Annotated in this window: 14 protein-coding genes; 8 read left to right on the top strand and 6 right to left on the bottom strand. The window is 40.9% G+C overall.

The genetic code is table 11. From position 1 onward, the window contains the following. Positions 1-8 precede the first annotated feature (8 nt). The 5 genes from IJ00_RS04605 (at position 9) to IJ00_RS04585 (ending at position 5,155) form a co-directional block, all read left to right on the top strand. Positions 9-281: a hypothetical protein gene (locus tag IJ00_RS04605; RefSeq protein ID WP_035150522.1), complete on the top strand. Its 273-nt coding sequence runs from the start codon at positions 9-11 to the stop codon at positions 279-281. A gap of 238 nt (positions 282-519) precedes the next feature. Further along, positions 520-2,700: a S8 family serine peptidase gene (locus IJ00_RS04600; protein WP_035150521.1), complete on the top strand. Its 2,181-nt coding sequence runs from the start codon at positions 520-522 to the stop codon at positions 2,698-2,700. A 187-nt stretch (positions 2,701-2,887) separates the two neighbouring features. Further along, positions 2,888-3,493, top strand: a complete 606-nt coding sequence (locus tag IJ00_RS04595; RefSeq protein ID WP_035150520.1) for a CDP-alcohol phosphatidyltransferase family protein — start codon at positions 2,888-2,890, stop codon at positions 3,491-3,493. A gap of 1 nt (position 3,494) precedes the next feature. Continuing rightward, positions 3,495-4,505 (top strand): phosphatidate cytidylyltransferase, encoded by a 1,011-nt coding sequence (locus IJ00_RS04590; RefSeq protein WP_082127257.1) that lies wholly within the window; start codon positions 3,495-3,497, stop codon positions 4,503-4,505. After that, positions 4,502-5,155 (top strand): lysophospholipid acyltransferase family protein, encoded by a 654-nt coding sequence (locus tag IJ00_RS04585; protein WP_082127256.1) that lies wholly within the window; start codon positions 4,502-4,504, stop codon positions 5,153-5,155. Before IJ00_RS04590 ends, IJ00_RS04585 begins: the two co-directional genes overlap by 4 nt. Positions 5,156-5,348: 193 nt before the next feature. On the opposite strand, the gene IJ00_RS04580 is transcribed toward IJ00_RS04585, so the two are convergent. After that, the gene (locus IJ00_RS04580; protein ID WP_035150519.1) at positions 5,349-5,762 is read right to left on the bottom strand and encodes an Hsp20/alpha crystallin family protein; all 414 of its coding nucleotides are present in this window, start codon (positions 5,760-5,762) and stop codon (positions 5,349-5,351) included. Between the two features lie 681 nt (positions 5,763-6,443). On the opposite strand from IJ00_RS04580, the gene IJ00_RS04575 reads away from it, so the two are divergent. Further along, on the top strand, positions 6,444-6,929 hold the full coding sequence (locus tag IJ00_RS04575) for a hypothetical protein (RefSeq protein WP_035150518.1): 486 nt from the start codon (positions 6,444-6,446) through the stop codon (positions 6,927-6,929). A gap of 88 nt (positions 6,930-7,017) precedes the next feature. Here IJ00_RS04575 and IJ00_RS04570 read toward each other — a convergent pair whose 3' ends face one another. Next, entirely contained in the window at positions 7,018-8,037 is a 1,020-nt protein-coding gene (locus IJ00_RS04570) for a pentapeptide repeat-containing protein (RefSeq protein WP_238178432.1), read from the bottom strand. Positions 8,038-8,343: 306 nt separating this feature from the next. Then, entirely contained in the window at positions 8,344-9,411 is a 1,068-nt protein-coding gene (gene rfbB / locus IJ00_RS04565; protein WP_035150517.1) for a dTDP-glucose 4,6-dehydratase, read from the bottom strand. Positions 9,412-9,691: 280 nt separating this feature from the next. Here rfbB and murF point away from each other — a divergent pair, with 280 nt between their 5' ends. After that, positions 9,692-11,050: a UDP-N-acetylmuramoyl-tripeptide--D-alanyl-D-alanine ligase gene (gene murF / locus IJ00_RS04560; RefSeq protein ID WP_035150513.1), complete on the top strand. Its 1,359-nt coding sequence runs from the start codon at positions 9,692-9,694 to the stop codon at positions 11,048-11,050. Between the two features lie 41 nt (positions 11,051-11,091). Here the strand turns inward: murF and IJ00_RS04555 are convergent, their stop codons facing one another. From IJ00_RS04555 to IJ00_RS04545, 3 genes are all read right to left on the bottom strand, one after another. Next, on the bottom strand, positions 11,092-11,880 hold the full coding sequence (locus IJ00_RS04555; RefSeq protein WP_035150510.1) for an ABC-2 family transporter protein: 789 nt from the start codon (positions 11,878-11,880) through the stop codon (positions 11,092-11,094). Positions 11,881-11,953: 73 nt separating this feature from the next. Beyond that, complete coding sequence (locus tag IJ00_RS04550) at positions 11,954-12,736, bottom strand: DUF3153 domain-containing protein (RefSeq protein ID WP_035150508.1); 783 nt, start codon at positions 12,734-12,736, stop codon at positions 11,954-11,956. Between the two features lie 95 nt (positions 12,737-12,831). Beyond that, positions 12,832-13,356 carry a tetratricopeptide repeat protein gene (locus tag IJ00_RS04545; protein ID WP_035150505.1) on the bottom strand — a complete coding sequence of 175 codons (525 nt, stop codon included), beginning with the start codon at positions 13,354-13,356 and terminating at the stop codon, positions 12,832-12,834. A 98-nt stretch (positions 13,357-13,454) separates the two neighbouring features. On the opposite strand from IJ00_RS04545, the gene IJ00_RS26940 reads away from it, so the two are divergent. After that, on the top strand, positions 13,455-13,883 hold the full coding sequence (locus IJ00_RS26940; protein WP_052754383.1) for a hypothetical protein: 429 nt from the start codon (positions 13,455-13,457) through the stop codon (positions 13,881-13,883). The last annotated feature ends 509 nt before the right edge of the window (positions 13,884-14,392 follow it).

Here is a 14,392-nt window from a genome sequence, read left to right as displayed (position 1 = left end):
GAGTACCGATGCCCCTCTATACTTACGTTGTTAATTACAAGGGTGATACTTACGTCGGACAGGACAAAAAGAGTAACTTTAAAGGGTTTGTATCTTCCTGGACAAGCGAAATACCAAGCTCTGCTCTGAAATCCCTTACCCCACAGTTGGCTCAGGAATTAAAGAAACTTGCCTATAGTGATGATTTTATACCTGTGGCGGGACGTACCAACGTTTGGCGCAAAACTATTCTGCTTGATGATAGTGAATTTGTTGTGATTGCAGTACAAACGGAAACCTAATACCAATTCTCCAAAATAAAGCTACACATAGACAGCAGGGAGCAGGGGGAATCAGAAAAACCAAATCTGAATAAATAAGAATCATGTTTGATTGTTGTTGGGGATGCAACGCCACAAATTCCGTTAAAAAATTGCATACCCCATAGGTAGTTGGGAACTATACATCAATAGGTGGGACAAATACCAGGAAATTTGTTCAGCATACCTGAGTCACTATCTATTGCAAGGAAAGTCAATTATGAATCGTCAACTGGCTGTATCCAGTATTCTTCTAGCTAGTACAATGCTGGCTGTGACAAGTATTTTTCCCTTAACAGCAATTAATCGCCAATTTAAATCCACTGCTGCGGCTCAAACACCAGAATCACAGAATAATCAACTATTTTATCTGTATCAAGGAAAACCCGTTCCCTTAACTCAACAAAAAGACGCGATCGCGGTGGAATTTAAGCCAGTATCTAATGCTCGCAATCGGGGGGCAAATCCCCTATATCTGCAATTAGAACAGGATTTAGCTAAGGGTGCAGGAACTCGCGGTGGTTCCCAAATCCAGGTGAAACCCCTGGGGGGGAATTATGCGGTTGTCGCGTTACCTGCTGTGAATGCTGATGCGATTCGGCAAAAAATTAAAAATCAAAGCTATGTTAAGACTTCCTTACCTGTATTAAGCCGTGCCAGCAGTCAAGATACGATTATTTTACCAAACGAAATTATCGTTAGTTTCCAACCCAATATGGGCGAAAAGGAAAGAGCATCGATTCTGAAACAAAATAATTTAGAAATTATTCGTCCTCTGCGTTTCTTACCGAATATTTACATTGTGAAATCAACCACAGTTACTGATACTGCTGTGTTGAATGTTGCCAATCAACTTAATCAAGTTAAGGGAATCACCTCTGCTGCTCCCAATTTCCTCCAGTCTGTTGCTGACTCTGTTGATATCACTCAACAAAAATCCCAGGGTTTAAATCTAGATTCTGGGGAAAAACAATCTGCCAATGCAACACAAAGGGGAAATAAGTCTAGTAGCACCTATTTAGGTTTACAGTGGCATTTAAATAGCGCTCCCCTACAAACTTGTTTACAACAGAAGATTAACAATTTTGCGGAATTACAAAGTTGTCTTCAGGAGCAAAGCGTGAAGGAGAAACAAACTAAACCTCCTGTCACCCTTCCCCGCACTGACTTACGAGTCACTGAAGCTTGGCAAAATAGTAATGGTGGCAAAGGTGTAGTAGTCGCAGTTGTTGATAGTTTAATTCAATGGAATCACCCCGATTTACAAAATAATTTATATAAAGTATCGGCTGCCGATAAATGTCCAGGAGAAGAGTACGGTTGGGATTTTTCCGAACCTAGTAATAGTAAAAATCCCTGCGAAATTGGTGATGCAGATACCAAGATGAGTCCTTTAGAAATGAATATTTTACGGAAAAAATTACAAGATACTTTCAAATTATCCGATGGAGAATTAATCAAACGATATCTTTCACCCCAACAAATAGCCAAAATCAATCCCCAATTGTCTCAAAAACAAATCGGCGATCGCCTACGTACGATGCTCCGTTCCCAGGTTGGTGGGGAATTTCACGGGACTTTAGTCAGTGGGGTAATTGCTGCTAAACCGCAGACTTCCGAAGGGATGTGGGGAGTTGCACCCAATGCCAAAATTTTGCCCGTGCGGGTGTTTGGATTAAATGGCAGTATTCAAAACGGTGCAGTTTTGGAAGCTGTGGCTTATTCTGCTAACCGGGGTGCAGATGTGATTAATTTAAGCTTAGGGAAAATGATACCCACCGATGTGGAGGATATGACCTACAAGCAGATATTACAACAAAATCCCAAGTTAGTAATTGTTGCTTCCTCTGGTAATTCTAATTATCCCAGAGTCGGCTTCCCTTCCGGTTACGAGGGGGTATTATCTGTGGGTGCAACTAATTTGTTTGGCGATCGCGCACCCTACAGCAACTATGGTATGGGATTGGGTGTAGTCGCACCAGGTGGAGATTTGAGTACCTCCGTGGGATTACTAGGGGGAATTGCTACCACTGGGGGAACTTGGATGGAATCATTTTGGCAGGGTTTAGCCTATCCTAACTTCCGTTGGTCTGAGGTGGTGGATGCACGGGGTAAATATTGGTGGATGCAGGGAACTTCTTTTTCTTCTCCTGCGGTTGCTGGGGTGGTAGCTTTGATGAAGGGTGAAGATGGCGATCGGCGATTAAATCGACAACAAATAATTAATATTCTCAAATCAACTGCAAGTTACGATAGTTTACGAGTTTCTCAAAAGGAAAAGGAAAAATATCGCAGTTTGGTAAATGAAGGTTTAATCTCTTCTGGAATGACAGAACAACAGGTTTTCTTCGGTAGTGGATTGATTAATGCTGATGCCGCAGTTAGAGCAGTGAAGAAATAAAGGTTTCTCTTGCTACGACGACAATATCTTGCTCCCCTGGGCAGGATTTTTGTCACATAAATATGGAAATCCTCACTGCTGTTTATATATTCTCCCATTCACCCATCCTTGGAAACATTTCAATTTTATAAAAAAGCGCAAAATACTACTTTTAAAATCCACTTGAAATATTCAGGAAATCTCGCCCATGCGTAGTCTCTACGAACTCAAACCCACTTTTCAAAACCAACTCAGACCTTTAGTCAATCAACTTGCTCACAGGGGAGTGACAGCCAATCAAGTGACTATCTTTGCCACTATCCTCTCTATATTTGCAGGTATTACTATTACTATAGGTCACGAATATCCCCAATTACTTTTAATCATTCCTCCCTTGATGTTAATCAGGATGGCGCTGAATGCTATTGATGGGATGCTCGCGCGGGAACACGGGATGAAAAGCATTTTAGGAGGAATTCTTAACGAATTAACAGATGTCATTTCCGATGCCTTTATTTACCTGCCATTTGCTTTAATTCCTGGAATTACTAGCCCCCTAGTAGTTGTGATTGTTATCCTCGCAATTATTAGTGAAATGGCTGGAATTCTCGGTGTAGTCGCAGGTGGAACTCGTCGTTATGATGGTCCTATGGGGAAGAGCGATCGCGCCTTTATCTTTGCCCTAATTTCCCTGCTTCTAGGTTGCGGAATTATTTCCGGTACTTGGCTCAATATCCTTTTTGCCATGACCATAATTTTGCTAATTATCAATATCATTAATCGTGTCAGAAACACCCTAGCTGAGGTCAGTTAAGATGAATATTAATAACTATCTCACAGAAACATCAACCTTACAATCCATAATTACAGGTTTATTTCATCTCCCCCCTCCTAATGTTTTATGGGCATTCGCTGGCATTTTTACACTTTTAATCATTGCGAGCATTGTCATTGCAATTTTGGCATTACGCCAACCAGAAACAGACTATACCGAACTCAAACAACGGGTTCAATCCTGGTGGATAATAGTTATTCTTTTCACTATTGCTCTCACAGTTAACAAAAGTATTGCCATTATCTTTTTTGCTTTTCTCAGCTTTTTAGCATTAAAAGAATATTTTTCCCTAATTCCGACTCGTATTGAAGATCGCCGAGTCATATTTTGGGCATACCTAGGGTTAATCATTGAATATTATTGGATTCACATCAATTGGTATGTGATGTTTCTTATCTTTATCCCTGTTTATATGTTCTTGTTTTTACCCATGCGTATGGTAATTATCGGAGAAACAGAAGGATTTCTCAAAGCAGTAGGAACTATACACTGGGGCTTGATGCTGACAGTTTATTGCTTTGGGCACATGGCATATTTGTTAATGGCTCCAGCAGAAGTAAATCCTGTTGCCGGAGGTGCTGGCTTTATTTTATACTTAGTTTTTCTTACCCAAATCAACGATATCGCCCAATATATTTGGGGAAAATCCCTAGGAAAGCATAAAGTACTACCCACAGTCAGTCCCAATAAAACCTGGGAAGGTTTGTTAGGTGGTATTTTTACTACCACTGTCATGGCTGTAATTATTGCTCCTTGGTTAACACCTTTTCCGCCCCTTTATGCCCTCTCTGTTGGTATATTAATTGGTGTCGCTGGTTTTATTGGTGATGTCACAATCTCCGCCTTAAAGCGCGATTTAGGGGTGAAGGATAGCGGTAATTTAATTCCGGGACATGGAGGTATTCTTGATCGCATTGATAGCTTGACTTATACAGCGCCCTTATTTTTCCACTTTACTGCCTATTTCTATTTTCAGAGTTTACTTCGTTGAAAATATTCTTAACAAGATTATTACGGCTAATCTTTTTTCTCATCATTGTCAGAGTCGTTATTCTGATAATTATTGGCTTGAGAATTGTTAATAAGGAAGGATTACCCCAATCGGGACCTGCGATTATTGTCGCTAATCATAATAGTCATTTAGATACAATGGTATTAATGACGATTTTACCAATTAAATTACTGAACAAGTTACGACCTGTTGCCGCAGAAGATTATTTTCTTAAGAATTCTCTTCTCGCTTGGTTTTCTCTGAATATTCTCAATATTATTAGTCTCAAACGCCAAAATATTAATAGTCGGGAAAATCCATTTTTAAGTTGCTCAGAAGCTTTATTGCAGGAAGATATTTTAATTATCTACCCAGAGGGTTCCAGGGGAAAACCAGAAAGTTTATCAACTTTTAAAAGTGGCATCGCTCACTTGGCTAAAAATCATCCAGATGTCCCCATCTATCCCATATTCATGTATGGTTTAGGCAAGGTTTTGCCAAAAGGTGAGGCTCTGTTAGTTCCTTTCTTCTGTGATGTTTTTGTTGGGGATAAGATTTTTTGGACAGGAAATAAAAAGAGTTTTATGGATTTATTGAATCAGCGCATCCAAGATTTAGCTTCTGAGAAAAAGTTGCCCTCATGGGAATAGGAGATACTGCATATACAAGTTATATCGCAGGTGTAATTAAATATAAAACCTTTGTAGGATGGGTTATCACAGTGTAGCCTATGCAGAAAAAAAACGGAAGGAATAGTACAGCTTCACAAAAAAAGCCCGGTCAATTTGATAACCGAGCTAATACATAATTATTTATTTAATTTGATAGCGATCCAGAAAAAGTCTAGTTTTGTTCCAAGCTAACTTTCACGACTTTGTTCTTTTCTTCCTCAACTTTAGGTAGTGTCAAATTCAAAATTCCATTTTTGTATTCAGCAGTTACATTGGTATTTTGAACTTTAGTGTTGAGGGGAATTATACGTTGTAACTTACCGTAATAAAACTCAGAACGAGTTCCTTCCTTGCGTTCATTTTTCCGTTCGGCAACTACCTTAACTGCATTGGTTGTGACTTCAATATCTACATCCTTTGCTTCTATCCCAGGAAGTTCTAATTTGAGGTGCAATGCATCTTCTGTTTCGGTTAATTCAGCTGCGGGAGTTCTCAAGTTAGGTGCTTGTAAATCTTCAAATAGACGGTCAAGTTGGCGTTGAACGGTGTTAAATTCAGCCCAAGGATTGTAACGGATAATAGTCATATTCTAAACTCCTAGCTTTTCTTGACTTGAGGATTTAATTTGTTGCTTTGCTCTTATAGTAATCAGGATTAGAAGTGGTGTAAATTCGGTTTTTATCACTTATTTATTGATGAATACCGTCCAATAAAATCGGTGATATTTGAGGTACGGTAAATGGGAATAAGATTAGTACGGTTTACCCGAATCTTATTTTTTAAACTTATATTATGACTTGGGAATCAGGAATGAGTGATGAGGAATGAGTAATGAGTAAGTAGGAAGGCGCAATTAAATATAAAACCTCTGTAGTAGCGTGTCTATACTATAGTGTTTCTCATTCTGATGAGGTATAGAAGAACCCCTCCCCAACCCTCCCCGAAATCGGGGAGGGTGCCCGATAGGGCGGGTGGGGTTGTATTTCATCTGATAGGGAAACGCTATAAAATAGTGCATTAAATGTAGATTGGGTGGAGAATTTGCATAACCCAATATGATCTGAGTCACCCAATGTATATATTGGTGTTGGGCTGAGCAAAGTTGAAGTCAAACCTACTTCTGGAGCAATACAGCTAAAGTAGTGCATTCTGTTTCTAATCTATCCAGCACTTTAGCGCAAATACGAATATTTTTCATTGCATCATTTTAGTTGTATCTATCCACTAGCTAAAATAATTACCAGTATCGTCTTATTTTAAAATTGATATGAATGGTAAATTTAACTGGTTTGTGTTGTACTTATGTTTTCCGACTATTTTATCCTGCTCTATTTTGATAGCCAGCGAACCAAGCAACAGCCAAATCCCCCAAGTTAATCCGAGGGAAGTTTCTATGGAAGAACTGAAAATAGTTAGGAATCGTGAAGACTTGATGGGTTTGAGTGGCAAGAAAGTCAAACTCGTGGGATATTACACATCACAATCCTATAAACCTCAAGTTACAGGAAATCCAGATTTCCAGGGCGTTTATATTAAATCTCAAATTGTGCTGGAGGATGGTACAGTCGTAAATATTTTCCCATCCTGGAACAAACAATCATTGCGATCGCCATCGGAAGCCCAGAAGTATACGGGTAAAATTGTCCAAGGGATAGGTGTAGTTGAGTTTGAAGCTACCTCTCGAATGATTAATTCCCAAATACGCGAGTCTGTCATTTATTTAGAAGAATTAAATTTCACTGTACTTCCCTAAATCAACCACAATCACTTTGGTATGAAAAGGAATAGTGAGAGGGTTTGGTTGCTTCTTTCTTGTTTTACCCTAATGATATGTTGTGTATCTAGATAACTCCACTGTACTGATTTTCTGGTTCTACGGGTAAACCTAGTTGGATGGAAAAGTAGCGATCGTATTTTGCTTCTGCCCAGTTGTATGCGGCTTGAATTTGCTCTACACTGAGGTCTTGAGTACCTCGCAAATCAGCATTTTTCAGGTTAGCGCGGGTAAAATTGGCATCAATGAGGAATGCATTTTTCAAGTCTGCCCCTTCTAATTTAGCATCACTCAGGTCTGCCCCTTCTAGCTGAGCGCCTGCTAATTTGGCATCTGTGAGATTTGCGACTTCTAGCTGTACACCGTTCAAATCGGCAAATTCCAGATTTGCTCCTCGTAAGTCTGCACCACCAAGGTTAGCACCTGCCAAATCACTATTACTTAAATTAGCACGGGCTAAATTAGCACCTTCTAATTGGGCACCATTGAGGTTAGCAAATTTCAGGTTTGCTTCTTTAAGTCTGGCACGACAGAGGTTTGCACCTGCTAATTGGGCATCACAGAGATTTACTTCCTTGAGGTTAGCATAGCTGAGATTGGTATGACTGAGGTCTGCAATACTCAAATCAGCACCTGCCAAATCAATTTCATTTAAGTCTGCGCCAGGTATATCTAAAGACTTTAAAGATACACCATACTGATTTAAATCTTCCAGAGCTTTGATTCTGGCATAGCTAGTTGAGACATTTGCCGCAGCTGCATTATCCACTACTTGCCATGCTTCATAGATAGTATTTCGCCTACGCTCGCGACTTTCGAGTAAATATAAACTGGCTGCGGCTAGGATACTAAAACCTTCGATGTTATTCAGTTCAATGATTGATAAGGCTTGTCTATAAAAACACTGCAATAATGAATCTTGAGATTTACAAACGGACTGTTGGTGATTCCACTGTTCTATGTGACTGAATGTCAGCATCAAGATATAGGCGATCGCGATCGCCAACAAAACACGAAACCAAACTATATCCAGCAAGTCTCGTATTTTTTCCCGTAATTTCCTCTGTAATAGAGTACGTTTTCTCAAATCAACTCACCCCCAGAATACCGTCTTCTGTGATAGTAGAGATATACTAGTACCGCTATGCGGAATTCGTAATGCTCCCTTCGGGAGAGCTAACGCTAACGTAATGCTCCCTGCGGGAGAGCTAACGCTAACGTAATTACTTTGCTGCAAGTGTTTCAGAAATTTGGAATAGATGGTTTTTTTTAGCCACCCTGTACTAGATTTAGCTGTGGTAAATATGGTTGAAATTTGCACCAGTTAATATTCTCTCTCCCCTGCTACTCTGTTGATGCAAAAATCATATATTTTGTAATTATTCCCTCTTGCTTACTTTTGGTAATTTTGCTGGTAGTATGCCTGGTAATCCTCCGAAAGTAAGGCTTGCCACCACTCGAAATGACTAAGATACCATTTCACTGTTAATCGTAAACCTTGTTCCACCGTCACTGAAGGTTGCCAACCTAACTGATTTGTGATTTTGCTGGCATCAATAGCATACCTGCGATCATGTCCCAATCTATCCTTAACAAAGGTAATTAATTTACTGCTAGGAGAAACTGGTAATTCTGGGGCAAGTTCATCCATTAATGTACACAGCATCTCTACCAGCTTGATATTTTCTACCTCGTTGTCACCACCAATATTATAGGTTTCTCCAGGAATCCCTTGATTAATTACTATGTCTAAAGCGCTACAATGGTCGCCGACATATAACCAGTCACGGACATTTTTCCCATCTCCGTATATGGGTAAGGGTTTGCCCTGCAATATATTAATACACATCAAAGGGATGAGTTTTTCTGGGAATTGGTAGGAACCGTAATTATTAGAACAGTTGGTAATGATGGTGGGCAGGTTGTAAGTGTGATAATAAGCACGTACTAGATGGTCACTGCCAGCTTTAGAAGCGGAGTAGGGGCTATTGGGTGCGTAGGGTGTGGTTTCCGTAAAGGGGGTGTCTGTGGGGTTGAGACTGCCGTAAACTTCGTCGGTGGAGACGTGGAGAAAGCGATATTCTGAGGGCTGTTTTTGTTGTTCCCAGTGTTGGCGAAAGGCTTCTAGGAGCGTGAAAGTACCGACTACATTTGTTTGAATGAATGCACCGGGCTGGAGAATTGACCTATCGACATGGGACTCAGCAGCAAAGTGGGCAATGGTATCAATTTTTTCCTGGGATAATAGTTGATCAATAAGCAGGCGATCGCCAATATCTCCTTGCACAAACCGAAAATTCTCTTGTGTCTCTAAACTTGCTAAATTTGCCCGATTCCCTGCATAGGTTAAAGCATCTAGAACTACGACTCTATCCCCTGGATGGTTTTGTAGCCAATGATAGACGAAGTTGGTACCAATAAAACCAGCACCACCAGTAATTAGTAAACGACGATGATTCATGTTATGGGGAATAGGGAATAAGTAATGAGTAATGAGTAATTGGTAGAGACGCGATATAGCATCTTGCTCCCTGCTCCTTTTGGGAGAGCTACACTGTGTCTGTAGGGGAGTAAGAAAAACTATACTAAGTGTTCACTGGACTTTCTGCAAAGAATTTTCGCATCAATGGGTAACTTATTGATGAATCTATAGTAATCTGGACTGTGGCACTTCCAGAGGACAAAAACCAGTATTTGTCGGGATAGGGCTAATGGCTAAAATATCTGCGAAATCTTGAATTATGGCTTTTTCTGCCACCTTAAACCAACTTATTCATGTCCTAGGGGCTAAATCTGTAAATCTGTCTGGTGATACTGGTACAGAAGTAATTACTGGTATTCAAACAGACAGTCGGATTATCCAATCAGGGGAAATTTTTGTTGCCTTTCGGGGGGAAAAGTTTGATGGACATGATTTTGTTTCCACCGCGATCGCCAAGGGTGCGGTAGCAGCAATTGTCGATTTTGACTACAACCATCCCCAGTTTCCCCTCTTACAGGTAGAAAATACCCTCACTGCCTATCAACAATTGGGTAGATGGTGGCGCGATCGCTTATCAATTCCAGTAATTTCTGTCACAGGCTCTGTGGGTAAAACTACGACCAAGGAATTAATCGCAGGGGTATTGGCAACCCAGGGACGAGTTCACAAAACCTATGGGAATTTTAATAACGAAATCGGTGTACCCAAGACACTGCTGGAATTAACAGAGGAACACGATTTTGCCGTGATTGAAATGGCGATGCGCGGTCGGGGACAAATTGCCGAGTTAACTCAGATTGCTCGCCCTACTATTGGTATTATTACGAACGTCGGTACAGCACATATTGAATTGCTCGGTTCGGAATTGGCGATCGCCGAAGCCAAATGTGAATTACTCGTAGAAATGCCCTCGGAAAGTGTAGCAATTATGAACTATGACAACCCCCTACTGCGGCAAGTTGCTGCTGAACTGTGGCAAGGGAAAGTCATCAGTTTTGGTTTTGAAGGTGGTGACATTCAGGGAACCATGGTTGATTCCCAGACTTTGAAAGTTGCCGACCAGGAATTTATTTTACCTCTGCCGGGACGACATATTGCCGCTAACTATATGGCAGCTCTAGCTGTGGCACGGGTATTAAATATTGATTGGGCAAGTCTGCAATCGGGGATTGTGGTAGATATGCCGGGAGGGCGATCGCAACGTTATACTTTACCCAATGATGTGGTAATCTTAGATGAGACTTACAATGCTGCACCAGAAGCGATGATTGCAGCTTTGAATTTACTCGCAGAAACCCCCGGAAAACGCAGAATCGCCGTACTCGGAGCGATGAAAGAATTAGGAGAGCGATCGCCCCAACTCCATCAACGGGTAGGTGAAACTGTGCGTCAGCTCAATCTTGATGCTTTACTAGTACTGGCAGATGGGGAAGATGCAGCAACTATTGCTAGTAGCGCTCAAGGTATACCCACCGAATGCTTTTCTAACCATGGGGAACTCGTTGCGGGGTTAAATTCCTTTGTACAACCTGGCGATCGCATCCTGTTTAAAGCTGCTCACTCCGTGGGTTTAGATCAGGTAGTTAATCAGTTTCGGGGAAAATTTGCCCCCGTTTAACGATAGATAAGGAAAATTTTCCTTGTCAATTAATTTAACTACTAAGCTCCCATTCCTGAATATTTTTTTAAACCCTGTCGCCATAAGATGCGATTGACTCCCACAAATATTAAAATCCAGGCAATAATTGATAAAAATCCCCGCGTAATATCTACATTAAAACCGACTAATAAGCTGGCTGGAAAATCAATCAAGTAGGGAAAAGGTGTGCAGAGGATAATGGCTTTTAGCTGGGGAGGAAAAACATCTAGGGGGGCAATCATTCCAGAGAGAAAGAGATAAAACAGAAACCAAAAGTTTTCAATTGCGGCAGCTCTTTCTGTCCAAAATGCAAACATAGCAAAGGTATATTGAATCACAAATCTTAGTGTAAATGCCAGGATTGTGGCAATTATAAATAAAATAATGTTTGTAATTTTTGGTATCCAGAAAGCTTGGGGATATATAAGAAAAAACAAGCCAATTAAGATGATAGCAAAGGGAACTCTGGCGATTCTTTCACCTAAATGAGAGGCGACATGATGCCATACTGGGTCAAGGGGTTGTAATAGCCTTGAGGATAATTTACCTTCGACAACTTCTCTCTCAAATTCCCAAATTACCCAAACAACTGTGATTTGTCGCACAATAAAAACCGCGAGGAAATAACGAGCGAATTCCACAGAAGTGAAACCAAAATTTCCTCCTTGGGCAGCTTGTACCCATGCTCCCATGAGGATAAGAGGTAAAGAACCTGCTAATACCCATAGTATTAATTCTGCTCGGTACTCTACCATATAGGCATAGTAAACAGAAAGCAAAGTTGTCGCCGTTTTTAATATCTTGTTCATGGGAATGGGTAAGAAGGGTGTGGGGTGCATCTCCCTGAATTGGCAAAAAGTCGGAAACCTATGGAAAATTTTGTTATGATTCAGGGCTGAGTATTGATTTGGGTGCTGGAAGTAAACTATATCGCAAATAAAATCCTAACCACACAAATAAGATAATTAATAATGCACCAATACCTAGGGGACTTGGTAGCCAAAATACTGCTTCAATGTGGTTAAGTTCACCAGGATTAAGTTGCCAAGTTAATTGATGATTAGTTTTTTCCAGTTGGGGGGAATTTTCGGCAACTGTAATATTTTTTGCACCCCAGGGTGTTGTGAGACTAAATTTCAAATCGATGATGGAATCGGTATTAGTTAAAATATTCCCGTTATTAGCGATTAAGGCTAGCGATCGCAGGTCTAAATCGTAGACTAAACGGTTACGCACCAGCAAGATAAAATTATTCTGAAATAGCAGGAAGTTTGAGGCGACTTGAGGTAAATCTGATGCTCCATCCTTGGGGGTATTTGATGAATCTTTTTGGGATTGGAAAAACTCGTTAAACTTTGTTTGCAATTCTTCACCATTGCTGAAAGGAATCGTCACAATTACTTCCTCCGGGGAGATACGTTTGACTTTTCCTGATAATTGACGGGTGCGACGTTCGATACTATTTAACCATTCATAGACAGAATCACCGCTAAAACTTGTCAGGCGATCGCCCAATTTGATATGTTGTACAAATTCTCCATGGTTAGGGTGAGCAAAATTTACCCCCACGTCATACTCCACACATCCAGACAATAGCAGAGATACGAGAATTAGCAAGCAAATATTTCTCAGTCGAGAGATATTTTTTCGGAAGAAATTCCCCATACTAGCCTCCCAGAATTATAGTCATTACGGCTTATATCCAGTTATTAGCCCATTCTTCCATATATTCTCTCACCCCTTTTCCCTCTCAGTACAATCTAACTCCAGCCAAACCACACCAAACCACCTAGAATTATCATCACCGCAATTAGTGCGACTGCAAAAAAGCGATTATCCTTAGTATTTAACTTGCTCAAATCCTCATATACCTCTAAGGGAGCATCTTTTTTGACAGAAGATTTGCTATTATTACCTGTGAAATTAATTTCACCTTTATTATCCGCAATTCTAGTTAAATCAGGGATTTCGGTCATCCATTCCTGGGGACGTTTCAATCTGGGTGCTTTGAGGATATATTGCAACCTGCGCGCTTCTTTGCTGGTTTCAGCGTAGGGGTGGCGTTTCAGTTGTTCACACAAGGCGATCGCCTCATCTGTTCTTCCCGCAGCTTCGTAGGCAATGACTAACCATATTTTTACCTCTCCTGCCAAGCGAGAATTGGGTGCTAGCAACGCGCTAGCTGTTTCCAAATCCTCCACCGCTTCCCGATACTGCCCATTTTCAAAGGCAAGTTTTCCCTTCTGGTAGCGATTTCTAGCGATTTCAATACTATCTACACTCACAATAACTTCACAAATCTACACTGACTACATTTTGCCAGATATTGGGGAAGAGCAAGTCAGGTGTATATTAACTGCAAACAATTACCAAATTATCTTATATGAAAAAAACTTTAATCAATTTTTGTAAATTTGTTGCCACTGTCGCTGTTTTCGGTGTGGCGATCGCCCCCCCATCTTCCCCCGCATCTGCCCAAGAAATCATCATTATCAATCCAGCTTATCCCTACCCTATCCGTCGCCAACCACCAGTAGGTAACTTTATATACGGTAGTCCCATTCCCACACCTATACCAGTTAACCCATACACAGGCTTAATTCCTCGCCGCAGTAGTTACTACGATTACAACAACAATAATTACTACAACAATAATAGTTACTACCATAACGACAACACTTACTACAATTACGACAATAACTACGATAATCCATCCTGGGAACCTGATAGAAACCCCAGAGACTACTACCCTAATTCATCCCGGCAACACCATCGCAACCACCGAGACAATAGAGTGATTATTTATCGGTAATTAGGGGATGAGTAATGAGTAGGGAGTAGGGAGTAATATAGCGTTTCCCAATCATATAGAATACACCCCACCCGCCCTATCGGGCACCCTCCCCGCTAGCGGGGGAGGGTTGGGGAGAGGTTCTTCTGTACTTCATCAAAGTAGGAAAGGCTATAAGCTGATGTGCAGCTAAATTGTATGGAAACTCCAGAAGCGTCTACAGTATGGCATCGGCGAAATCATCCCGTATCTATAAGTACATGAGCAGAAATATTTACAGTCATTGCGAGCGAAATGAAATGTAGCGTAGACGCGGAGCGGCTTCTCGAAGAGTAGCAATCTCAACCCCTTGCGATTGCTAGAGCCTACGGCACGCTACGCGAACATTCCGCTGAGTCGCAAAGCGACACGCTGCGCGAACGCGACCTTCGCAATGACGTTTGTGTAATTAATTCTGTTTACCTACTTACACCGCCCTGAAAAAAAATTTTTAAGCGCTTCGCGCTAGGAAGGGTAAAGATAAAGAAGTG

Source organism: Calothrix sp. 336/3 (genome assembly GCF_000734895.2).
Lineage (GTDB): Bacteria > Cyanobacteriota > Cyanobacteriia > Cyanobacteriales > Nostocaceae > 336-3.
The sequence above is the reverse complement of the archived record's forward strand: the minus strand, read 5'-3'. Positions and strand labels throughout refer to the sequence as shown.